The sequence below is a fragment of the Paraburkholderia podalyriae genome (assembly GCF_014397785.1).
In the GTDB taxonomy this organism is placed as follows: Bacteria; Pseudomonadota; Gammaproteobacteria; order Burkholderiales; family Burkholderiaceae; genus Paraburkholderia; species Paraburkholderia podalyriae.
Map to the genome: position 1 here is coordinate 15,376 of NZ_VZQQ01000002.1, position 22,132 is coordinate 37,507.

The window sequence follows — 22,132 nt, forward strand, 5'->3', positions numbered from 1 at the left end:
CCGTCTCGGTCACCAAGCCGCGGCACGGCCATACCCCACTGTCTATTTCGGTATCACGATCAATCACATCGCCGCGGGTCCTGCGCCAAACCCTGCCCGGTCAACCCGAGGCACGGCATGCACCCGGCTCCCAGCTCCCCGCCCTTGACCCGCGACCGTAGCCGATAGCGGCCACGCATCAAGGGGCGAGGGACCGTGTTGCCCGCACCCCTCCCTCGCCTTTTTCCTTGACGCCTGCCCGCTATCGGCTCCTCGAGTCGCACGGGCGGGAACCAGGGAGCCAGGCGGCAGCAAAGCCAACCCCGAGTTCCACCGGAACGTGTCCAGCCGCAACGGCAAACCACATTCCATCGCCAGGTTCAGGTCCTCAACCTTGACTTGTGGAGACTGCCATGCAACTCGCTTCCTCTTTCCATTACGGCTCCCCGATGCTGCGCGCTGACTCGCCGCTTTCAGACGATCAGATCCGGCGCGTCGCCCCGTCCATCTTCGCTGATGGCAAGCACGAAAGCCGTTCGGAACGTTATACCTATATTCCGACCATCGACGTCCTGCGCGGTCTTCGGAACGAAGGCTTCCAACCGTTCATGATCTGCCAGACCCGCGTGCGCGATCAGGGCAAGCCCGAATTCACGAAGCACATGCTGCGGCTTCGCCATGCTGATCAGATCACTGGCGAGGAAGCCGATGAGATCGTGCTGCTGAATTCTCATGACGGCACCAGCAGCTACCAGATGCTCGCAGGCACGTTCCGCTTTGTCTGTCAGAACGGCATGGTCGCGGGCGAGAACATCGCCGATATTCGCGTACCGCACAAAGGCAACGTCGTACAGAACGTGATTAACGGCGCGTTCGATGTGCTCGACGGCTTCGACCTGATCCGCGAGCAGAAGGAAGGTATGCGAGCCGTCGAACTGAACCTCGACGAACAGCATGCGTTCGCCCGCTCCGCCCTCGCCCTGCGCTACGACCCGACCGACGCCGAGGCAGCCGCCCCGGTCATCGAAAGTCAGCTACTGGTGCCGCGCCGTTTCGAAGATCGCCACGACGATCTCTGGACGGTCTTTAACCGGGTGCAGGAAAACCTCACCAAAGGCGGCCTGCACGGGCGCTCTCGCAGCGGGCGCGCCATGGCGTCTGCGCGGGCCAGCGCCGGGAAGCCGCGCTCGACCTGCTGTTCGAACAGAAGCATATCGTGGCCGATTATCCGGTGCCGGTGCGAATCGTCAGCGAAGGCGAAGCCCTCGCCATTTCGCTGATCGAGAACAGCGAACGCGAAGCACTCGACCCGTTCGACGTGCTGCGCGCATACCGGATGCTGGCCGAGGAAGGGCATAGCGTCGATTACATCGCGGCGCTTTTCTCCGCCTCGCCGCTCACGGTCAAGCGGCGCATGAAGCTCGCCAACGTATCGCCCAAGCTGCTCGCCAAGCTGCGCGAGGACGCGATCACGCTCGAACAGCTTGCCGCACTCGCCCTCGCAGACGACCACGAAACGCAGGAACACATCTGGTCCGACGCGAACGAGTGGCAGCGCCAGCCGAACTACCTGCGACAGGCGATCACGCGCGCCGAAATCGATGCGAGCCGCAGCCGCCTCGTCCGATTCGTCGGCCTCGCCGCCTATGAAGCAGCGGGCGGCTACATTCGCCGCGATCCGTTCAGCGACGACGAAAACTCGGGCTACATCGCCGACGCCGAACTGGTGCAGAAGCTCGACGCTGCCGCCGCCGAAGTGCGGGCCGAGGGATGGGGCTGGACGGAAACGCTCATCGAACGCGATTTTGTCGAACTGAACCGCCACGGCAGGTTGCGCCCGGTGCAGCGCCCGTACAACGAGGACGAGCAGCGCGAAATGGACGCCCTCACCGCGCAGCAGGACGAACTCGCCGAAAAAATCGAAGCACTGGCGGAGGACGACGAAAGCGCCTATGAGGAAGCCGACCGGCTCAACGACGAAATTGAGCGGGTCAATGCGATGCTCATCGCACTCGAAAACCGAGCGCTCGCATGGGACACGCATCAGATGGCCGAGACGGGCGCATTCGTGTTTGTCGGGCCGCAGGGTGAGTTCGTCATCGAGCGCGGCCTCGTGCGGCGCGAGAACAGCGCGGCACTGGACGCGGCAGGGGCAACCGTCACCGGCATCGCCGCAGCCGAAGGCCCGGACGCGCCGTCCACCAAGGCTCCGAAGATCAAACCCGTCCACAGCGCGAAGCTCTGCCAGCGGCTGACGGCGCACCGTACCGCTGCCGTCCACGCGGAACTGGTCGCCCAGCCCGCCATGGCGCTCGTCGCCCTGCTGCACTACCTGACCCCGAAGGCACTGCCCGAGCACTTCGGGCACACGTCTGCGCCCAGCTATCTCACACTGTCCGGCGAGAACAACCACGACAGTCTGCTGCGCGCGGCCGACGACCTGCCCGCCAGCCCCGCGTGGAACGCCATCGAGACGCAGCGGACGCGCTGGATCGATGAACTGCCTGCCAGACGAGCGGACCTGCTGCCGTGGCTGATCGAACAGGACCCCGTCACGACGCTGCTCGACCTGCTTGCATTCTGCACCGGCACCCTGCTCGACGGCATCGCGGGCGAGGAAAAACCGCATGCGATCAACACGCTTGCGGGTGCGCTGAACCTCGACATGACCCGGTACTGGACGCCGACGCGTGCGACGTATTTCGATCACGTCAGCAAGGCACGCATCGCGGACGTTGTCTCCGCTGCCGTGTCACCGAAAGCCGCCACCGACCTCAACAAGATGAAGAAGACCGACGCGGCAGCCGCCGCCGAGCTTCGGCTCGCAAAGGTGGCATGGCTCCCGGAAATACTCACCGATCGCGAAGCCCCGGCCACGCCGTCACGGGAAAACCGTGACGAGGATGAAGACGGCGCCGATGCGGGCGATACCGGCAACGGCGCGGACGACACACCGGAAGACGAAGACGTCGATGCTGAGCCGGATGCCGGTAACGGCACGGAACACGTCAACGATACGCCCGCCGGCGCAGAAGCCGCCCCTGTCGCCAGTAGCCCGCTGACGTCGTGGCCGTACCCGACTTCGGACAGCATGAACAGCGCGCAATCCGGCCCCCCTCGTAGCGTGATTTCACCTTTCGCCCCGGCAACGGGACGAGGCAGGCGGCAAGCCCGAATGCGCCGCCTGCCAGACTTGAACCGGTGGAACACATCATGACCAACCGCATCCGCATGGCCGTGCTCACCATCAATGCCGAAGGCTCGCCCGACCTCTCCCTGACTTTCGTTGAAGCCACCGATCTGCAATACAACGAAGGCAAGCACTACGAGATGGCCCTTGCCCGCGCCGAAGATGAAGGCTACCGGGCACCGATGATCGCCTTCGACCAAAACGACGCGGCTGCAGACGTGCTCCGCCACGCCGCTGAATTCATGGAGGGTGACACCGACGAGGTATAACCCATGCTGGCAGACGGCGAGCCGTCTGCCCGTATCCAATGGACGCCAGCCCACCATCCGGCCAGCCCGCCTGCGCCCGCGGCCAGCAGCATCACAATCAGTCCGCCGACGACCAGCCCATAGCACGCCCGCACGAGCCGCCGTAGGGCGACGCGCTCGAATGACGTGAGCGTCGTATCGATCCGTTTCTGTTGGTCACGTACGGCGACAGCCGTCGCCCCCACGAGCCGGTTACCGGCAACGCGGGCAATGTGATTCGCCGCCCGCTGCGTGAGTGTAGCCAGCGCCTCATCGTTCAGCGCCGCAAGCGCGGCCCGGTAGCGCGCCTCATGTTCATCGATCATCTGCCCGGCCAGTTCAATCGTGGCCTTGCAGCGCGCGAGCGCGTCACGTTGCTGCGTCATCAACGCATCCGTCGCTGCCCGCGCCTCCGTCCGCACGACATCCAGACTGCCCGCGCCTGCCTGCCGGATGCGCTCCGGCATGGCCTCGTAGAGTCGCCCGTAGTGCTCGAGCATGACCAGCACAGACCACAGCGCATCGTTGTCGCGGAGGTTGAGCGCACTCGATACCCGACGCATTCGCAGCACACTGGCATCGTCGGGCAATTCGCCCGCGACGTCGAGAAACAGACAGGCGAGCTCGTCCACCGGCCTGCCCTGCCTGCTATCCATCGACCGTTACTTTGGCGAACATGGCATCGCACAACGAACGCCAACGCAATAGCTCGACCCGTTCACCGATATGCATCGTCTCCGCTGCCTTGCGAATCGACATGCGCTGACTGCGAAGCTCGTCCGCGACCCGATCCGCAAGATCAGGAAAATCCAGTGAGTGACCGCGCGATTCGATGGAACGGCGAAGCTGCGACCCCTGATACAGCGTGAACTTGTCCGCCGGACCGAAGTAGCCATTGCGTACGACGTTCATCACCGCGTCCGGGAACGTCTCGTTGAAAGCGCTCAACAATTCAAGGCTGTCGCGTTGCCGGTTGATCACCCACAGGACAACAAGCCGGCGCCGAAGCTCGCCAAGCGCGCCGGCCAGTGTCGCCCCGAACTGCTCAACACCCGTCTGGCTCCGCGCCGCCGTGTTGACAACGATCGCTGCGTCTCGTTGCTCGTCGCAGAAATTGACAAGGCCGATCCAGCCGTCTGCATCGTCCAGGTTATAGGCAATGCAGCGCATATCATCCTGGACTGCTTTCATCACGTCTGGGTTGGAGGTATCCGTTTCCACAAGCGCCGCATGAATATCCCGCCGTAGCAGATAATCGACCAGCGCGAGCGCAACAAAACTCTTGCCTACGCCGCCCTTGCTGCCACCAACGAGATAGATGGGGTAAGTCGTCATGTCCATTTGAATCCTCTAAAGGTTCTCGGTGTCAGGCCTGATCTCGAATGAGAACGCGTCACGCATCACCATGCTTCCCGGCCTACTGACAATCTCTCCCGCATCCTGCTTTGGATTTTCTCTGACAGCCTCCGCGCGCGGTACATCGTCCTTGCTTACCTTCTTCGTACGAGGCGATGGCGCGGCATTGTCTCGTGCCGATTCCTTTGCAGACTGTCGAGCTGGTTTGTCTTTCTTCGATGGGTATAACGCGTACTTGACAGAGCCAACGCTAAAATCAACGCCCTTCTTCCGTGCATGTTCAACGATTTCTTCCAGCGTATATCCCTTCTTCCTCACCGCACCGATTACCAGACGCATCTCTTTCATCGCATCGGTAATAGAGACGCGCTGCTCGGCCTCTGGCTTGACCGGCAGTGATTCCAGAGCGCGGACAAGCTCATCCCATTGCGCCCTGGTATAGCTTTTCGCAACTGGCATGGCTCGCTCCGTCGTGCTCTCTTTATCCCATCTTGTTCACTCGGGAAGACCTCGTCAACACCTGTTTTTGGCCGGATTTTCGCTATCGGAACATCATGGAATCAGATGGATCGCGTTGGAATAAAAGAAATATTTTGGACACGTCTGGCACGAGCAACGGACCGGGCCGATGTCCGGAAAGACGTAGCGAAGGGATTCCGGGCAAACTTCACGACGGCGCAGGCGCAGAACGATCACAGGCAACGGGCTGAATCGTTCTGGCCATCAGGATTCACACAATGGAACTGCGAGCCGATAGAGACACGACAGTCCCGCAGACTGTATCCCTTACTCTACGAACTCCCGATAGCCCTGCCTGCATATCTTTGGGAAAGACCGGCGAGATTTTAGGAGATCAACAGCCGCCCGAAGCTGAATCGACGTTGCCGATTCAGCGCGTGCGATCACCGACTCCAGCCGCGGCCCTCGCAGACATCTGACATTCGGGTAGCGGCAGTGGACCGGATCACTACGCCGAAATCCGCCTGCCCAGTATGCAGACTCGTTCAATCGACATCCCGCACCATGAGATACGGTGTGCCGTCGAGCAAAAGAAGAACAGCGGATTCATGGGGTGCATCCCGCGGACGCATCTGGCCACCTTACGGAAATTCCCGGCCAACCTCGCTGAAAGCGCTTAGCCGGGAGATAAAAACGGACATTGAAACGAGGTATGGCAGGATAGCCTATCGCCGGTTTCGGGCGCCCAAGGGGCCAACGCTCGAATTCCAGAGTTTCATCCGCGCCGCTTCCGAGTCGTCATAGTGCTCGTCGCAGTTGCATTCGTCGCCGACGCACTGAACTGAATGCCCAACACTGAGCCCTACACAAAACACGACAATAGGATATAGCCGCTACAACCAAAATTTTTGCTCATTTCTTTTATGTAAAATCACACAGGCGGCGACCAAGCAACCAACTTCCGGATCCAACGCAGTGCTCGCACGTAAAGTTCCCATGTGAGCCCACCGAATTGCGTCCGAACGATCACAAAGCTCGTTTTTGCAAATTGCGGATGGCTTTAGGTAGATTCGCGTACCAGATGTTGCAAGCGCTTTGTCCTGATCACGCGCAGACGCCGTACCGGATCCCGCCGGCGCGTCAGTGACGCTACCAAGCGGGACAACTGTTCGAACGCTGGCGGCGACTGGGCGACACTACCGCCGGTTCCAGGATATAAAACGTTCATCGCCAGCGAGAAAGACGGTCGCGCTCTGGCGCTTCATATGCGAGACAGAACTGTGAGCGGAGGCGCCGAGTCCTGAGCGGACGTCCTTAACGTTCTCCTTGCAACTCCCGACGTGTGTCGACCTGCAGCACAACAGCAGAACACTAGCTGTTCAGATCGACCCCGCGCGTTTCCGGTGCAAAAAATGTCGCAACGAACGTGATGCCCGCCAGAACCATGACATACAGCGCTATCGGCCAATAGGCACCGTGTGACCAGCCAATCAATGCAGCGGCAATGAAGGGTGCCACGCCACCCGACGCGACGGCAGCGAACTCCTTGCTCACGGCAACACCTGTATAGCGGAAACGCGCGCTGAACAACTCCGGAAAGTACGCTCCCTGGATACCGTACATCCCGAAAACGCCAACGCCTATCGCCAGAGCCATACTTACGATGATCAACAACGGATCCTTTGTCTCGAACAGCCAGAAGGCGGGAAAGGCCCAGGCACAGGTGAACAGCGCCGCAAGCCGGTACATCAAGCGACGTCCAAACCGATCCGACAACCAGCCCATCAGCGGAATCGTCACAATCGCCAAGCCTGCTGCAACCGTAATCCCGAGCGTTCCAATCGACTTGTCAACAAGCAGTATCTTCGTGAGATAACTGAGGGCGAACACCTGGTACAGATAGGATGAACCATTCTCCCCAACGCGTAGCCCGAATGCGACGAGCAGCGTTCGAGGCGACTCGGAAAGCAAGTCCCTCACCGGACGTTCGCTTACCTGGCCAGATCGGCGGATTTCCTGGAACACGGGACTCTCTTTCACCCGCATCCGGATAATGATGCCGGCGAACACCACCAGAGCACTAAACAGGAAGGGAATCCGCCAGCCGTACAACATGAACTCATCCTTCGGCAAGCGCTGTACGAGTGTGAACATCGCGCCAGCAAGCAATATTCCAAGAATGCAGCCGGCGAATGGCAGGGCTGCGTAGAAGCCGCGCCGGGCTGGCGGCGCAAACTCCGACACGATTAGTGAAGCGCCCGCCTGCTCCGCTCCCGCGCCAAACCCCTGAAGCAGCCGTAGTGCCACAAGCAGCACGGTTGACCATACGCCCGCTGTTGCATACGTCGGCAACAACCCGATAAAAAACGTTGATCCGCCCATCAGCAGAACCGTAGCAACAAGTACGACTTTCCGTCCCAGTTTGTCGCCCAGCCATCCGAAGAATAATCCTCCAAAGGGACGTGCGAAGAAGCCCGCCGCATACGCGCCAAAGATGGCCAGGAGCCCGGCCGCCTTGCTTAGCCCAGGGAAAAACAGGTCAGCAAAAATCAATGCGGATGCCGTACCGTAAATGCTGAAGTCGTACCATTCCATTGCACTACCGGCTGTGCTCGCAGCGATCACACGGCGAAGATCCGCCATACCGCTTGTCTGCGCGGCATGCGGGCCGGCAGCCACCAAGCCCATCGTGTCAGTTTTCATAAGGGCGTCTCCTTTACAGTTTTTCTCTCAACAGTCAAGCCTGCGTTGGCTCACTCGATTGCATGCGGGGCGGGGCGTGGATATGACAGCACGCAATCTATATGCGGAATTCCGAGGTGCCAGCACAAAGCTTCGATGACCAGTTCATGATCCTTAACGTGATCCAGTCCGGACACTGACATGGCGCCGACGACACCCACATTGGCCACGCGAAGAGGTACGCCCCCGCCGAATAGCGTGTAATCCTGCCCGGACAACCCATGCGATGGCAGCGACCACCCCTCGTGCGCGAACATCAGGCCCACCTCAAGAGAACTCCTTCCGAAGTGGAAGACAGTATTCTCCTTGCGGCGAATCCATTGGCCGTTGTCTGCACAGCTTCCTTCCAGCGCGCAATAGAAGAGCGCACTGCGCGGATGAACCACACTCACGGCGACAGGAAGGCTGCGACGGGAGGCGATATTCACAACGATCTCTCCAAGCTTGCGCGCGACTTCCGCGTTGAAAGCAGGCAACATCGTTCGCATCGCCTGTTGATCGAATGTCTCATCTTTCAAACTCAAGGCTCTACTCGGCATCTCACCCTCTCACCGCGCAATCCGGTCCGCAGCCATTGCGATCCAGTTCATTGGACGATTCCTGCCCGCACCTGCAAGAAGGCTTTCATTCGCTGCGTGGCGAGTTCGGGCCTGATCAGCACTCCACTGGCGTCCGCTTTCCGGAACACTTCGGCGAAATGCAGCACCGACCGCGCCGACTCCATGCCGCCGGCCATCGAGAAATGGTCCTGATGTCCGTTCAGCCACGCGAGGAAGACAACCCCCGCCTTGTAGTACTGTGTCGGCGAACTGAAGAGCTCACGCGACAGCGCCACCGTGGGTCGCATCGTGTTGTGGTAGGCCGCAATATCGTTTCTGGCCAACTGGCCCAGCGCTTTCGCCGCGACTGGTGCAATCGGATCAAATATGCCCAGTAACGCGTGTGATATGCCCGTGCTGTCACCTGCGATCAGATCGCCGTAGTTGAAATCGTCACCGGTATACATCCGCACGCCGTCCGGCAACTGGGCGCGAAGCTCGCACTCGTATTCGGCATTCAGCAACGAAATCTTGATGCCTTCGATCTTGCGAGAATGCAGGCGGATGATGTCGAGTACAGTTGCCATTGCGGCGCGAACGTCACCACTGCCCCAGTATCCTGCGAGCGAAGCGTCGAATGCTTCGCCCAGCCAGTGAAGCACGACCTTGTTGCGACTTTCGGCAAGTACAGCGTCATACACCTTCTTGTAGTCATCAGGCGATCGGGCTGCGGCGCACAATGCACGACTCGCCATCATGATGGCCCGGCCACCGGACGCTTCCACGACTTCGAATTGCTCCTTGTACGCCTGGATCACATCCGACAGGCTATGCCGCTGCCGGTCGTCCAGATGATCGGTGCCAGCACCGCAGGCTAGATCCGCTCCTGGGATAGTTCTCGCGTGCGCGATGCTTCGGCGAATGAGTTCGGATGCCGTCTTCCAGCCCAGACCCATGCCTCTTTGCGCGGTGTCCATGGCTTCGGCAACCTTGAAACCTAGGCCGTACAGATAGGTCCGAAACGCGAGCGTCCTGTCCCAATCGATCACCGGCGCGTCCGACCACGGCTCATAGCCGAGCGCGGGATCAACCACGACATGCGCTGCAGCGTATGCCACGCGATTGAACTCACATTTCGACTCCAGCGTGATGTTCTCCTCCAAGGTCTTCAACGTATACGGATTCAATTCGCCATTACGAGTTGGCAGAAGGATTTTCATGGCTATCTCTCAGAAGGCGGTCGATGTCGGGATCTCGTTCGCACCTCGTTTGGCACGCACAGCGTTCGGCGCCGGGATGCGACCGAGGATATGATCGGCTGCCTTCTCCGCGACCATGATGGTCGGTGCATTGGTGTTACACGACGGAATGAGCGGCATCACGGAGGCATCGACAACGCGAAGTCCGTCAATGCCAATCACTCGCAGGTCAGGTGTGACTACGCTATGTTCGTCCTCAGGGCGCCCCATCCTGCACGTACCGACCGGATGGTGGTCGGTCTTGGCATTGGCACACGCATAATCAAACAACTCGTCGTCCGTGTTGACACGCGGACCGGGCAGGACTTCCGTCTGCACAAAACGCTTCAACGCGGGCTGATTCATTAACTCGCGCGCAAGGCGCAGGCCCTTGAGCGCTGCATGGCGGTCTTCCGGCTCCGACCAGTAGTTCGGGTCGATCAGCGGCGCTGTCGCAGGATCGGCACTTGCCAGACGTACGCTGCCGCGCGATTTGGGCCGAAGATATGCGGTATTCAAGGTGACGCCGCCATGGCGAAGTTTCGCCATGCCCGCTTCGATTCCTGAACCCAGGCCGAGATGGAACTGGATGTCGGGCGACCGGGCGTGTGTCGCAGCGATTCCGTCCGCATACCAGAAGCCGCCCGTCTCGAACAGGCTCGAAGCAACCGGGCCCTTCTTCAGGAGCAGGTACTGCAGGGCTGCCCACGCTGCATGCTGGAGTTTGTTGTACTTGTCGTACGTATGATCGCCAGTACATTCAGCGATGACAAACAGGTCGAGATGGTCCTGCAGATTTGAGCCGATGCCCGGCATGTCATGCACGACGGGTACACCCGTTGACCTCAAATGATCAGCCGGGCCGATGCCTGATTGCATTAGCAGCTTGGGGGATCCAATGGCCCCGGAAGACACGATCACTTCGCGCCTCGCTCGCACGACAACTGGCGAGCGGTCGGTTCCACTGACCAGTTCTACGCCGACTGCGCGTCCTCCTTCGACGATCACGCGTAGCGCCTGTGCCTGTAACCTGACCGAGAGGTTAGGCCGTCCGAGGATCGGGTCAAGGAACCCGACGGATGCCGATGCGCGCCGCGCGTTGAACTGCGTCAGCTGATAGTAGCCGAGCCCCTCCTGTTGAGCGCCGTTGAAGTCGGCGTTGAAAGGCATGCCCATCTCCTGACCCGCCTGGAAGAACGCTTCGCAGATCGGCAGAGGACTGATCGGGTTTGACACGCCTAGCGGACCACCGTACGCATGGTATTCATTTGCGAAGCGCTGATTGTTCTCCGATCGTTTGAAATAAGGCAGTACATCGCGGTAACTCCAGCCCGTTGCGCCACTCATGCTCTCCCATTCGTCGTAGTCCGCCGGCACGCCGCGCGTATAGATCTGCGCGTTGATCGACGAGCCGCCACCGATGACCTTCGCTTGTGTGAAGCGCAAGACACGGTCCTTCAGATGCTTTTGGGGCACGGTATGCCAGCCCCATGAACCGATGCCTTTGGTCATCTTCGCGAAACCAGCGGGCATGTGGAAAAGCGGGTTCCGGTCGCCGCCGCCAGCCTCAAGCAGCAAAACCGTCACGGAAGGATCGGCGCTCAGGCGATTCGCCAGTACGCAACCGGCCGACCCTCCGCCCGTAATGATGTAGTCGTAGCTATCGGTCTTCATGCTGCTCACCTTCAAAAGGCAGAAATGGAGAGGCCACCATCAACCTGGAGCACGCTGCCTGTGGCAAACTGCAACGCACCGCCCGCAAGCTGGCCGACCGCCTTCGCGACATCGTCGGCCTCGCCCCAACGGTTCATGGGAACGAGCCCTTCCTTGAAACGCGCTTCATACTTCTGCGCAACCGCTTCGGTCATCGGCGTCCGGATAATCCCCGGCCGCACCTCAAAAACCGGGATGCCTGCATGAGCAAGCCGTAGTGCGAACAGTTTTGTCATCATCGGCAAAGCGGACTTCGAGAGGCAATACTCGGCCCTCTCAGGTGACGCCATCGTGGCTGATACCGACGAGACCGTGATAATCGCGCGCGGGCGATCTGGCTCTGCGCTCAACATATGGCGAGCAACCGCCTGAGTCATGAAGAAGGTTCCGCGCAGATTCACTCCAAGCACGGTGTCGAACGCCTCGGGAGTCACATCCAGCAGATCACCACGCGCGGGCGAGCCGATTCCCGCGTTGTTCACCAGGCAATCCAGATCGCCGCACCACGCCAGCACCCGTTCGAGCACTCGCGTGTGTGACGCTACGTCCTGCAAATTCGCCTGGACAAAGAGAGACCGCCGTCCCTGGTCCTCAATCGCCCTTAGCGTCAGAGCGGTATCTTCGTCATCGACGACGTCGGTAATGGCCACGTCGTAGCCGCGCGACGCGAGTTCCACAGCGATCGCGCGCCCGATTCCGCGGCGGCCGCCCGTGACGAGCGCTGCGAGAGGTTGCATTGCGTCATCAAGCATGTCGGCCTCCGTCAAAAGCGTGGTCTCCGCTAGCCGTGCGGCTGCGCGTCAGCTCCGAACGAAGGTGTTCGCCGACCCGTAGAGCCTGCGCTGCCACTGTCAGTGCTGGATTGACCGCAGCAGACGATGGGAAAAAGCTCGCATCAACGACGTACAGGTTCTGGTGGTCATACGCCTTGCAGAACGGATCGAGCGGCGCGGCGCCAGCGTCATTGCCGAACCGGACCGTCCCACATTGATGGGACGGCGTGTCCTCGCCAAAGCGTCTGCTGACCACCAGCGGATAGCCCGCGTCCTTGAGCAGACGCTTCACTTTTCGAACAAAACGTTCATGCGGTTTTAGGTTGGTGCGATTCCACGTAAGCCGGATATCACCGGACGACGTTAGCTCTACGCGACTATCTGCGCTCGGCAAGTCTTCCGACATCGCGTAAAGATCGACACTGTGACGGCTGACGTATTCCAGAAGCTTCCTCGGCACGTACGGAAGCGCGCCACGAAGCATCGGTTCGCGGATCTTTCCCAGCATTTGCAGATTGCCCAGCGGCCACCGGTCATGCACGCCGCCAAAGTAGAAGTCGTTGACTGAAAGCGTCTTCGGAAAACGGGTGTCGTTGACCGTCCTCGGGTCGATTGCCAGAATCGCGGTGCAGTTATGGTTCATGTAGTACCGCCCGACCGCTCCGGACGTGTTCGCAAGCCCGTTCGGAAATTTGTCGTTAGCCGAGGCGAGTAACAGAACAGCACTATTGATCGCGCCTGCCGACAGCACAAACGTGTCGCCAGTGACCGTAAGCGAACCGTCCCGCGTCTGAACTTCGAGGCTCGAAATTCTTCGCCCTGTCGGGTCGGTCACAAGTCGTGTCGCGCGTGCGCCCGTCAGCAGCGACACGCCTCCTTGTTTCAGCGCGGGGCGCAACAGGCACATCTCGGCGTCTCCTTTTGCGTCAATGCGACAAGGAAAGGCGTCACATGTGCCGCAGCGCACGCAGGTACCGCCGTCGCCAAAATTGACCGAAGCCGGCATGAAGAACGGATGCAGGCCCTGCTGCCGAAGCTTCTCCCGGAGCTGGCCAATCACGGGTTCGTCAGGTATCGGTCCGTGACGATAATTGGCGGATCTCGGAGGCTCGGTAGGATCCTGACCTGCGGACCCTCTTACGCCGAAGAGCTCCTCGGCCAGGTCATAGTATTTTTCGAGGTCCCGGTACGCGACGGGCCACGCTGGCGACACACCCTCCTCGTGCGCGAGCTCTTCGAAGTCGGCTTCACGCAGCCGGAACATGGCGGCGCCGAAGAACTTCGTATGTCCGCCGACAAAGTAATACTGGCCGGGACGATAGCGCTCGCCAGCGCCGTTGAGCCAAGTGTCGCGCGTGCGATACCGGAGCTGGCCGAATACGGCTTCCGCGTCCCAGTTCTGCAGTTCGCGGGGAAGATTGTCGCCCCGCTCGATCACAATGACACTAGCACCCGTACCGGCCAGCTGCAGGGCAATCGCGCTGCCGCCGACGCCCGAACCAATGATGACGACATCGGCATGCATCACGCTATCCTTTCTTCCGTTTGCGCATCGAAGAGGACCAGCTTCGACAGATCGACCCGCAGGTTGCAGTGCTCGCCCGGGCTATGCGGAATGTCGGCGCCCAATCGGGCCGCGACTTCGACCCCTCCCATTTCAAGCGCCGCCAGCGTGTCCGGTCCCGTGGGCTCCATGACCAGCACCTTCACCGCTACCTCGCGCACCGCATCCGGGACCCGCGAGGATTCCACACCAATCGCTTCTGGCCGAAGGCCGGCGATCACCTTCTTGCCAGCGTATCGCGCGACCGCGGCGGACTGGGCCGGCAGATCAAGGCGAACCGCTGCACTGCCCTCGCCCATCGTCAAAACGAGTGTGTCGCTCCGGGTTGTGAGCACTGCCGGAATGAGGTTCATCGACGGCGAGCCCATAAACGTCGCGACAAAGGTATTGGCCGGCGTACTGTAGATTTCGGCCGGCGTGCCGAACTGCTGGATCACGCCCCCCTTCATCACCGCGATCCGGGTCGCGAGTGTCATCGCTTCGATCTGATCGTGAGTCACGTACACGATGGTCGCGCCGAGCCGTTGATGCAGCTTCTTGATTTCGGTGCGCATGTCAACGCGCAGTTTTGCGTCAAGATTGGACAGCGGCTCGTCGAACAGGAAGATTTTCGGGTCCCGCACCAGCGCCCGTCCCATGGCGACACGCTGCCGTTGACCGCCCGAGAGTTGGCCCGGGCGGCGCTTGATCAGGTGCTCGATCTGAAGCAGTCTTGCAGCGTCCGCGACGGCCTTATCCCTCTCCACTTTCGACACTTTGCGCATCTCGAGACCGAAGCTGATGTTCTGGCCGACCGTCATGTTCGGATAAAGCGCGTAGCTCTGAAAGACCATCGCGATATCCCGCTCGCTGGGATGCAGGTCGTTCACACGGTCGTTGTCGATCCGGATCTCCCCACCGGAGATAGTGTCGAGTCCCGCGATCAGCGACAGCAGGGTCGATTTTCCGCAACCGGACGGCCCGACAAGTACAAGGAAATCGCCATCGGTCACATCGATGTTGATGTTCTTCAGGATTTCCGTCGGGCCGTAGGCCTTGCGGACATTTGAAATATGCAGAGAAGCCATTTCCTTACCCCTTTACCGAACCGGCCATCATGCCGCGCACGAAATAGCGGCCGCCGATCACATAGACCAGAAGAGTGGGCAGCGCGGTAATCACGGCGGCTGCCATCTGAACGTTGTACTCACGCACGCCCGTCGACGTATTCACGATGTTGTTCAGTGCGACCGTAATAGGCGCCGTGCTTCCCGTCGTAAATGAAGCACCGAAGAGGAAGTCGTTCCAGATATTGGTGAACTGCCAGATCACCGTTACAGTGATGATGGCGCCGGAACACGGCAACAGGATGCGCAGGAAGATCCTGAAGAAGCGCGCGCCATCGATCATCGCGGCCTTCACCAGTTCATCGGGAAACGCGACGTAGAAGTTACGGAAGTACAAAGTCGTAAAGCACAGACCGTAGACAATGTGCACGAACACGAGACCCGTAATGGACTGGGCCAGCCCGATTTTCCCGAGGAAGGTAGCCATCGGAATGAGCACGATCTGGAAGGGGATGAAGCATCCGAACAGAACGAGCCCAAACAGGATGTTGTCGCCCTTGAATCTCCATTTGGTCAGCACGTAACCGTTGAGCGCGCCAAGGAAGGTAGAAATCGCAACGGCGGAAATGACCATCCGCGTCGAGTTCCAAAAAAACCCCTTCACGCCGGAACAATCGAGGCCAACGCACGCTTCCCCCCAGGCTTTAAGCCACGGCTCCAGTGTCCACGCACGTGGCAACGCGAGAATGTTTCCGCTGTACACCTCCGAAAGAGGTTTGAACGACGTCAGCATCATTACCGCGAGCGGGATCAGATAGACGACCGCAAAAAGCGCCAGCAGTCCATAGATCACAATCCTTGATACGTAGTTATGCTTACCCATCACCATTTGCGGCGAGTCCCAGCCTTTTTTCAACATGACGATCTCCTGACTGGACTAATGCGAGCCGCTGCCGCTGCGCGGACGAAGCTCTGAATAGAGATACGGGACCATGATCGCCGCGACCGTGCACAGCATCATGACCGCACTCGCGGCTCCCATTCCCAACTCGTTTCGCGTGAAGGTGAATGAGTACATGAACGTCGAGGGCAACTCCGTCGAATAGCCGGGACCTGCGCCTGTCAAGGCCACCACCAGTTCATAGCTCTTGACTGCGAGGTGAACGAGGATGACGAACGCGGAAACGAAAGCCGGCCGCAGTTGCGGGATGATGATGCGTCGATAGATAGCCGGCATTCTTGCCCCATCGATCGACGCGGCCTTGACCATATCCTGATCGATACCCCGCAAGCCTGCGAGGAACATCGCCATGACGAAGCCGGACGCCTGCCACACCGCGGCGATGACCACGGTGTAAATGGCCATTCGATCATCGATGATCCAGTCGAACCTGAAACCGGTCCAACCCCAGTCGTGGAAAAGCTTCGTCAGCCCGAGACCGGGATTCAGTATCCATTTCCAGGCTGTGCCCGTTACGATGAAAGAGATCGCCATCGGATAAAGAAAGATCGCGCGCAGACCGCCTTCCGCCCTGATGCGCTGGTCGAGAAGAATGGCGAGGCCCAGCCCGATCCCCATGCACAGGACGACATACAGCGATGCATAGATTCCCAGGTTGGTGACCGCAACGTGCCAGCGCGGATGTGCCCAGACACGTCCATACTGCATCAGGCCGCCCCAGTGCAGATTGGCAAACGCGCGTGAGCGCGTGAACGACAGGACCGTGGTCCAGACGATAAAACCGTAGACGAAGATCAGCGTCGTAATCAACGTGGGCGACAACACGAGCTTTGGCAATACCTGCTCGAACCGGTTTCTCAGGCTTGACCGGCGTTTGTCGTGAAGCTGGGATTCGTCCGTAGTACCTCGTGACGAGGTATGGACGGTCCGGTGTGTAGTGTGCATGGCAACCACCTCTACTTCGGGAGCATCGGGTCTTCGCAGGGGCACGCTGGATCGCCCCCGTGAGTTCTAAGACGGTGTACGGCCTACTTGGCGTTGTTGACAGCGTCGACCAGCTGTTTCACCGCATCGGCAGATGACTCGTTGGTGTTGAAGAAATGCGTGACGACGTCATAGACCGCGTTCTTCGGCCCATCGGGCATTGCGTGTCCGTGCGCGAAGCTGCCCACCATCGTGCCGCTCTTCAGCGCAGTGCGAAGATCGGCCATCGATTTCTGGCCGCACTCGTCGAACCCATCGGAAGGCACATCGAGACGCGCCGGAATCGCTCCCTTGATCTGATTGAATTTCGCCTGCACGCCCTTGTCCATCACAGTCGACGCGAACGCATTTTCACCAGGCACGCTGGCATCGCTCTTTTTGAACGTCGCAAACTGGTCAGTATTGAAGATGAAGTCGCCCTGGGTGCCGGGATACTGGAAGCACAGGTAGTCGACATTGGCCTTCTTGCCGGCGTTCACGAACTCACCCTTCGCCCAGTCGCCCATGATCTGCATCGCGGCCTTGCCGTTGATGACCATCGATGTTGCCAAGTTCCAGTCACGACCCGGGAAATTCGGATCGACCATACCGCGGAGCGCGCGCATCTGGTCAAATGCCTTTTCCATCGTCTTTGAGCCGAGCGCGGCAGGATCGAGATTGACGAGCGCCTGGCTATAAAATTTCGGGCCGCCGGCAGACATGACGGCGCTATCGAAAATCGTCGCTTCCTGCCACGGCTGCCCGCCGTGGGCGAGCGGCGTGTAGCCAGCCTTGCGAATCACGGCGGCATCGGCAACCAGCTGGTCGAACGTCTGCGGCGGAGTCAGATGCAACTGATCGAAAATCTTCTTGTTCGCCCAGATCCAGTTGGTCCGGTGAACGTCGACCGGCACCGCTACCCAATGACCATCGACCTTCGAGAAACGTTGAATCGGACCGGGCACGAGCTTGTCCCATCCTTCCTTTGCCGCGATCGAATCGAGGTTGGTCAGAAAGTCCTGCGACGCATATTCAGGGATGGTAAAGCCGAGCATCTGGATGGCGTCAGGCGGATTGCCGGATGCAACGCGAGCTTTCAGCACCGTGCGCGCTGCTTCGCCGCCGCCGCCTGCAATCGGTGCGTCCTTCCAGGCGTATCCGCGCTGCTTCAAACCGTCCTTTAATACCTCCAGCGCACGGGCTTCGCCGCCCGAGGTCCACCAGTGCATCACTTCGACGGATTTGGTGTCGGCCGCCGATACCGCGCTACTGCCACTGACGGCGATGGCTGCCACGAGTGCAAAAAGTGTCTTCCTCAACATGTCTCACTCCAGATGGGTTGCTCTCTCTGATGGAGAGGGTTTTCAGTCTTTTCCCGGCGGACCCTTCCGCCCGAGGCTTATTTCTTATCTGCTATTTCTTCGCCGGTAGCCAAAGGTTCTTGCGTTCTCCGATATGCAGTTGAATCGTCTTCGTCTCCGTATAGTCCTCGACCGCCTGCTTGCCGAGTTCGCGGCCGACGCCGCTCGCCTTGAATCCGCCAAACGGAAGTTCCGGATATCCGTCGAGGAAGGTGTTCACCCAGATCGTCCCTGCGTCGACACCGCGTGCGACCTTCAGGCAAGTATCGATATCGCTGCTCCACACCGCGGCTGACAAGCCGTACGCCGTGTCGTTTGCGATTTCGATGGCATGATCCAGATCGCGGAAAGCAATGACGCTCAAGACAGGGCCGAAAATTTCCTCTCTTGCGACACCCATGTCTGCGGTGACATCGGTCAGGACGGTCGGCTGAAGATAAAGGCCGTTAGCGCTTGCGTAACGCCCGCCGCCAAGACGCACCTTCGCACCTGCCGAGACACCGGTCTCGATATGACCAAGGATGTCGTTCATTTGCTGTTCGCTGACGATCGCGCCGACCTTCGCATCAGGATGAAGCGGGTCGCCGACAGGCACTTCGCGGGCACGCTCGATAACAGCAGCGGCAAACCGCTCCACGATGGACTCATGCACGAGAACCCGGCTACCGCTGTTGCAGCATTCGCCAGCGTTGAAGTACACGCCGAACACGACCGCGTCGACCATTGCATCCCAGTCGCAGTCCGGGAAAACGATCTGAGGATTCTTGCCGCCCAGTTCCAGGGCGACTTTCTTGAGTTTCTTTGAGGCCACCCCAGCAAGCATCGACCCCACATGGGTCGAACCCGTGAACGAGAGCATGTCGACCCGTGGACTCTCGGCGAGAGGCTGACCGACGCGCGAGCCCTTGCCCGTTACGACATTCGCGACCCCGGCTGGCACGCCTGCCTTTTCAAGGATCTCCATCAACATGACGGTCGTGCCGGACGTCAGTTCGCTAGGCTTGATCACGCATGTGCAGCCTGCCGCCATGGCGAATGGCAGTTTCTGGCACAGAATCCACAGCGGAAAATTCCATGGCGTGATGATGCCGACCACACCAATCGGCTGACGCAACACCAGTCCAAGCATGTCCTCGCCCAAGGTGTTGTAGGCGTCACCGCTGGTGGTGCGGGCGAGGCTCGCGGCGTACTGCCACAGATCGGCGCAACCGGCGACCTCCGCGCGCGCCTGGGTGAGTGGCTTGCCGTTCTCCAGCGATTCGATCAGCGCAAGACGCTCAATCTGGGCCTGGATGCCATCCGCGATCGCCAGCAGCACGCGGGCACGCTCCGCTCCCTTCATCTTCGGCCAGGGGCCGTGGTGAAATGCACGATGGGCCGCATCGATTGCCGCGTCGACGTCCTCGGGCGTCGCCACGGCATAGGTGCTGACCAGCTCGCCGTGAGCCGGACTGAGCCGCTCGACACGTTCGCCGCCACCCGCCTCGCGCCACTGCCCGTCGATGTAGAGGCGACCGTGATACACCTCGAAGTCAGTCTTATGAGACGCCACAAGCAAGGGCGCCAGTTCCGGATTCATGTTTGCAGTCGTCATGTCAGTTACCCTCAAAGTTCGCCGGCCGCTTTTCGCGAAAGCTCAGCATTCCCTCACGCGCATCCGCGGTGGTTGCCGCCAATGCACCCGCCATCGCCTCGAGAGTGGCCGCAGCACCCTCGCCATTTGCCGCGTTCACCAGTTGCTTGGTCAGTTGCACCGATACGGGCGCAAGACGTGCGATCTGTTCGGCCATCTCCAGCGCGGCGTTCAATGCACCGCCCGCTGACGCAAGCTCGTCGATCAGGCCAATCTCGTGAGCGCGCGCGGCGTCGATACGTCTGCCGGTGAGCGCGAGCATCTTGACCTTGCTCGCCCCAATGACCGAGACGAGCCGTTGTGTGCCCGACCAACCCGGACATGTCGCTATACCCGCCTCCGGGAGCGCGAAGGTCGCGGCAGGGTCCGCAATCCGGATATCCGCCACCGCGGCAAGCTCCAGCCCGCCTCCGAGTGCGTGTCCATTGATTGCGGCGATGACCGGTACGCGAAGCGCAGCCCAACGATCAAAGATCCTGTGTCCGCGCGGTACCCACTGACGCCACATATCAAGTGGCGTCAGCGCGGACCATTCATTGATGTCCGCACCCACGCAGAAAGCCTTCGTTCCCGAACCCGTCAGGACCACGGCGCGCACATCGGTCCACGTACCAAGCTCAGCGGCGACCGCCTCCAGACGCATCAGCATTGGTGGGGTCAAGGCATTGAGCTTCTCGGGGCGGTTCAACGTGACAACAGCGACTGCGCCGCTGCGCTCAAACTGGATTCCATCGATATCAGCCACGACGTGCCTCCCTGAGTTGCAGGCCGTACGGCGATTCGCTGAAAATCGCGGCATTCATGGTCTTCAGATGCGGTGAAACAATCAAAGGAAAGTCCGCCTGCTCAAGCACGTCCCTGTTCAGGTCGATGCCGGGCGCCACCTCGATCACTTCAAGACCTTGCTTCGTAAGCTGCAACACACAGCGTTCAGTCACATACAGCACCTGCTGACCACGCTGCTGCGCCATGCGGCCGCTGAACGTGACGTGGTCGACGTCGCCGATGAACTTCTTCGATTTGCCTTCCTGAAGGATCGTCAGCCGTCCGTGACCGACCTCCAGCTTCGCGCCGGCCGTGAAAAATCCCGAGAAGACGAGCTTCTTCGCGTGCGTCGTAATGTCGATGAAACCGCCACATCCGGCAGTCAGGTACGGCTTGCTGGGCAGCTTCGACACGTTCACGTGGCCGTTGCGGTCGATCTGCAGGAACGACAGCAGCGAAACATCGAAGCCGCCTCCCTGGAAGTAGATGAACTGCGAAGGCGACGGCATGATCGCGTCGGCGTTTGCCGAGCAACCGAACGCGAAGCCGAGCAGCGGCATACCGCCCACCGCACCCTGCTCGATGGCCCACGTCACACGGCCGTTGAGTCCTTCTTCAAGGAGAATGCGCGGAACGTTGGCCGAAATGCCGAAGCCGAGATTCACCGCGTCTCCGTCCGCGATTTCCATCGCCGCGCGGCGCGCGATTACCTTTTCCGCGTTCCAGTCGGCAAATGCAAATTCGCTGTCCGGAACCTTGATTTCGCCGCTGATCTCCGGGTCGTATTCGATCTGCGTCGTCTGTTTCTGCTCGGGGTCCACGACCACGTAGTCAACGAGGTTGCACGGAATATGCACCTGCTGCGTACCGAGCGACCCTGCCTTCACGACTCGCTTGACCTGGGCGATGACAATGCCGCCGTTGTTACGCACTGCAAGCGCCTGGTCGCGGCCGCCGAGCAGCGCGCCTTCGTGTTCGTAAGACAGGTTGCCCCGCTCATCCGCTGTGGTGGCACGCACGATAGCGACGCGCGGCACGATATTCGGAAAGAAGAGCCACTCCTCGCCCGCGAACGTGACCTTGTCCACGATCGGCTCGGATTCCGAGAGACTGTTCATTGCGCCGCCCTGCCGGTCCGGATCGACGAAAGTGTCGAGCCCCACCTTGGTGAGGACACCTGGGCGCTTCGCAGCCGCGTCCCGATGCATGTCAAACATCACCCCGCTCGGGAGGTTGTATGCGCGGATTTCGTTGTCGACGACCATCCGCCAGATGTCGGGCATCGGTAGACTCGAAGGGCCGCTGGGAAACGAACCGGCGATGATCGACTTGATAAGACCGTGCTTCGCCAGATGATCAACGCCTTTGACGCCATACATGTCGCCAGCTGCTATCGGATGCAGTAGCGAAAGTTGACGGGGATGGCCTTCGGTTTCAAAGCGCGTCCCGATCGCCGCCAGCATGGCGTCGGGACAGCCAAGGCCACTCGACGAACTGACGGTCACAACGTCACCATCGTTGATCAGGCCTGCGGCAGTCGCCATCGAAATAACTTTGCTGGAA

The 22,132-nt window shown here is 60.2% G+C and carries 19 protein-coding genes; 3 read left to right on the forward strand and 16 right to left on the reverse strand.

What is annotated here, in order from left to right; genetic code table 11:
* Nucleotides 1–392 precede the first annotated feature (392 nt).
* Genes F6X42_RS02385 through F6X42_RS02395 form a run of 3 tightly spaced genes read left to right on the forward strand, consistent with a single transcriptional unit; the run spans nucleotide 393 to nucleotide 3,438 of the window.
* The gene (locus F6X42_RS02385) at nucleotides 393–1,259 is read left to right on the forward strand and encodes a DUF932 domain-containing protein (RefSeq protein ID WP_187632676.1); all 867 of its coding nucleotides are present in this window, start codon (nucleotides 393–395) and stop codon (nucleotides 1,257–1,259) included.
* The gene (locus tag F6X42_RS02390; RefSeq protein WP_187632677.1) at nucleotides 1,196–3,196 is read left to right on the forward strand and encodes a ParB/RepB/Spo0J family partition protein; all 2,001 of its coding nucleotides are present in this window, start codon (nucleotides 1,196–1,198) and stop codon (nucleotides 3,194–3,196) included. Before F6X42_RS02385 ends, F6X42_RS02390 begins: the two co-directional genes overlap by 64 nt.
* Nucleotides 3,193–3,438, forward strand: a complete 246-nt coding sequence (locus F6X42_RS02395) for a hypothetical protein (protein ID WP_187632678.1) — start codon at nucleotides 3,193–3,195, stop codon at nucleotides 3,436–3,438. Before F6X42_RS02390 ends, F6X42_RS02395 begins: the two co-directional genes overlap by 4 nt.
* Here F6X42_RS02395 and F6X42_RS02400 read toward each other — a convergent pair.
* The 16 genes from F6X42_RS02400 to F6X42_RS02475 all read right to left on the reverse strand — a co-directional run bounded on the left by F6X42_RS02400 (nucleotide 3,339) and on the right by F6X42_RS02475 (nucleotide 22,113).
* Entirely contained in the window at nucleotides 3,339–4,112 is a 774-nt protein-coding gene (locus F6X42_RS02400) for a hypothetical protein (RefSeq protein ID WP_187632679.1), read from the reverse strand. The two genes, F6X42_RS02395 and F6X42_RS02400, sit on opposite strands and share 100 nt — an antisense overlap.
* Entirely contained in the window at nucleotides 4,105–4,797 is a 693-nt protein-coding gene (locus F6X42_RS02405) for a nucleotide-binding protein (protein ID WP_187632680.1), read from the reverse strand. The genes F6X42_RS02400 and F6X42_RS02405 overlap by 8 nt, the downstream gene beginning before the upstream one ends.
* Nucleotides 4,798–4,806: 9 nt before the next feature.
* Nucleotides 4,807–5,271: a hypothetical protein gene (locus F6X42_RS02410; protein ID WP_187632681.1), complete on the reverse strand. Its 465-nt coding sequence runs from the start codon at nucleotides 5,269–5,271 to the stop codon at nucleotides 4,807–4,809.
* A 1,371-nt stretch (nucleotides 5,272–6,642) separates the two neighbouring features.
* Entirely contained in the window at nucleotides 6,643–7,974 is a 1,332-nt protein-coding gene (locus F6X42_RS02415; RefSeq protein WP_187632682.1) for an MFS transporter, read from the reverse strand.
* A gap of 50 nt (nucleotides 7,975–8,024) precedes the next feature.
* Nucleotides 8,025–8,552, reverse strand: a complete 528-nt coding sequence (locus F6X42_RS02420; protein ID WP_187632683.1) for a heme-degrading domain-containing protein — start codon at nucleotides 8,550–8,552, stop codon at nucleotides 8,025–8,027.
* A 47-nt stretch (nucleotides 8,553–8,599) separates the two neighbouring features.
* A complete protein-coding gene (locus tag F6X42_RS02425; RefSeq protein WP_187632684.1) occupies nucleotides 8,600–9,772 on the reverse strand; it encodes a dihydrodipicolinate synthase family protein in 1,173 nt (390 codons plus the stop codon).
* 9 nt (nucleotides 9,773–9,781) lie between these two features.
* Nucleotides 9,782–11,464 (reverse strand): GMC family oxidoreductase, encoded by a 1,683-nt coding sequence (locus F6X42_RS02430; protein WP_187632685.1) that lies wholly within the window; start codon nucleotides 11,462–11,464, stop codon nucleotides 9,782–9,784.
* Between the two features lie 11 nt (nucleotides 11,465–11,475).
* A complete protein-coding gene (locus F6X42_RS02435) occupies nucleotides 11,476–12,255 on the reverse strand; it encodes a 3-ketoacyl-ACP reductase (RefSeq protein ID WP_187632686.1) in 780 nt (259 codons plus the stop codon).
* Complete coding sequence (locus F6X42_RS02440) at nucleotides 12,248–13,801, reverse strand: FAD-dependent oxidoreductase (protein ID WP_187632687.1); 1,554 nt, start codon at nucleotides 13,799–13,801, stop codon at nucleotides 12,248–12,250. Before F6X42_RS02440 ends, F6X42_RS02435 begins: the two co-directional genes overlap by 8 nt.
* Nucleotides 13,801–14,907, reverse strand: a complete 1,107-nt coding sequence (locus F6X42_RS02445; RefSeq protein ID WP_187632688.1) for an ABC transporter ATP-binding protein — start codon at nucleotides 14,905–14,907, stop codon at nucleotides 13,801–13,803. Before F6X42_RS02445 ends, F6X42_RS02440 begins: the two co-directional genes overlap by 1 nt.
* A 4-nt stretch (nucleotides 14,908–14,911) precedes the next feature.
* Nucleotides 14,912–15,769: a carbohydrate ABC transporter permease gene (locus F6X42_RS02450; RefSeq protein WP_376776311.1), complete on the reverse strand. Its 858-nt coding sequence runs from the start codon at nucleotides 15,767–15,769 to the stop codon at nucleotides 14,912–14,914.
* Between the two features lie 54 nt (nucleotides 15,770–15,823).
* On the reverse strand, nucleotides 15,824–16,792 hold the full coding sequence (locus F6X42_RS02455) for a carbohydrate ABC transporter permease (protein ID WP_187632690.1): 969 nt from the start codon (nucleotides 16,790–16,792) through the stop codon (nucleotides 15,824–15,826).
* An 83-nt stretch (nucleotides 16,793–16,875) separates the two neighbouring features.
* Nucleotides 16,876–18,132, reverse strand: a complete 1,257-nt coding sequence (locus F6X42_RS02460) for an ABC transporter substrate-binding protein (RefSeq protein WP_187632691.1) — start codon at nucleotides 18,130–18,132, stop codon at nucleotides 16,876–16,878.
* A 91-nt stretch (nucleotides 18,133–18,223) separates the two neighbouring features.
* Entirely contained in the window at nucleotides 18,224–19,750 is a 1,527-nt protein-coding gene (locus tag F6X42_RS02465; RefSeq protein ID WP_187632692.1) for an aldehyde dehydrogenase family protein, read from the reverse strand.
* A gap of 16 nt (nucleotides 19,751–19,766) precedes the next feature.
* The gene (locus F6X42_RS02470) at nucleotides 19,767–20,549 is read right to left on the reverse strand and encodes an enoyl-CoA hydratase/isomerase family protein (protein WP_187632693.1); all 783 of its coding nucleotides are present in this window, start codon (nucleotides 20,547–20,549) and stop codon (nucleotides 19,767–19,769) included.
* Nucleotides 20,542–22,113 carry an acyl CoA:acetate/3-ketoacid CoA transferase gene (locus F6X42_RS02475; protein ID WP_187632934.1) on the reverse strand — a complete coding sequence of 524 codons (1,572 nt, stop codon included), beginning with the start codon at nucleotides 22,111–22,113 and terminating at the stop codon, nucleotides 20,542–20,544. The genes F6X42_RS02470 and F6X42_RS02475 overlap by 8 nt, the downstream gene beginning before the upstream one ends.
* Nucleotides 22,114–22,132: the final 19 nt, after the last annotated feature.

Excerpts from the sequence above, each read along its gene's own strand:
- F6X42_RS02385 (WP_187632676.1), top strand. The coding sequence starts at position 393 with ATGCAACTCGCTTCCTCTTTCCATTACGGCTCCCCGATGCTGCGCGCT.
- F6X42_RS02395 (WP_187632678.1), top strand. The coding sequence starts at position 3,193 with ATGACCAACCGCATCCGCATGGCCGTGCTCACCATCAATGCCGAAGGC.
- F6X42_RS02400 (WP_187632679.1), bottom strand. The coding sequence starts at position 4,112 with ATGGATAGCAGGCAGGGCAGGCCGGTGGACGAGCTCGCCTGTCTGTTT.
- F6X42_RS02405 (WP_187632680.1), bottom strand. The coding sequence starts at position 4,797 with ATGGACATGACGACTTACCCCATCTATCTCGTTGGTGGCAGCAAGGGC.
- F6X42_RS02410 (WP_187632681.1), bottom strand. The coding sequence starts at position 5,271 with ATGCCAGTTGCGAAAAGCTATACCAGGGCGCAATGGGATGAGCTTGTC.
- F6X42_RS02415 (WP_187632682.1), bottom strand. The coding sequence starts at position 7,974 with ATGAAAACTGACACGATGGGCTTGGTGGCTGCCGGCCCGCATGCCGCG.
- F6X42_RS02420 (WP_187632683.1), bottom strand. The coding sequence starts at position 8,552 with ATGCCGAGTAGAGCCTTGAGTTTGAAAGATGAGACATTCGATCAACAG.
- F6X42_RS02425 (WP_187632684.1), bottom strand. The coding sequence starts at position 9,772 with ATGAAAATCCTTCTGCCAACTCGTAATGGCGAATTGAATCCGTATACG.
- F6X42_RS02430 (WP_187632685.1), bottom strand. The coding sequence starts at position 11,464 with ATGAAGACCGATAGCTACGACTACATCATTACGGGCGGAGGGTCGGCC.
- F6X42_RS02435 (WP_187632686.1), bottom strand. The coding sequence starts at position 12,255 with ATGCTTGATGACGCAATGCAACCTCTCGCAGCGCTCGTCACGGGCGGC.
- F6X42_RS02440 (WP_187632687.1), bottom strand. The coding sequence starts at position 13,801 with ATGCATGCCGATGTCGTCATCATTGGTTCGGGCGTCGGCGGCAGCGCG.
- F6X42_RS02445 (WP_187632688.1), bottom strand. The coding sequence starts at position 14,907 with ATGGCTTCTCTGCATATTTCAAATGTCCGCAAGGCCTACGGCCCGACG.
- F6X42_RS02450 (WP_376776311.1), bottom strand. The coding sequence starts at position 15,769 with ATGGGTAAGCATAACTACGTATCAAGGATTGTGATCTATGGACTGCTG.
- F6X42_RS02455 (WP_187632690.1), bottom strand. The coding sequence starts at position 16,792 with ATGCACACTACACACCGGACCGTCCATACCTCGTCACGAGGTACTACG.
- F6X42_RS02460 (WP_187632691.1), bottom strand. The coding sequence starts at position 18,132 with ATGTTGAGGAAGACACTTTTTGCACTCGTGGCAGCCATCGCCGTCAGT.
- F6X42_RS02465 (WP_187632692.1), bottom strand. The coding sequence starts at position 19,750 with ATGAATCCGGAACTGGCGCCCTTGCTTGTGGCGTCTCATAAGACTGAC.
- F6X42_RS02475 (WP_187632934.1), bottom strand. The coding sequence starts at position 22,113 with ATGGCGACTGCCGCAGGCCTGATCAACGATGGTGACGTTGTGACCGTC.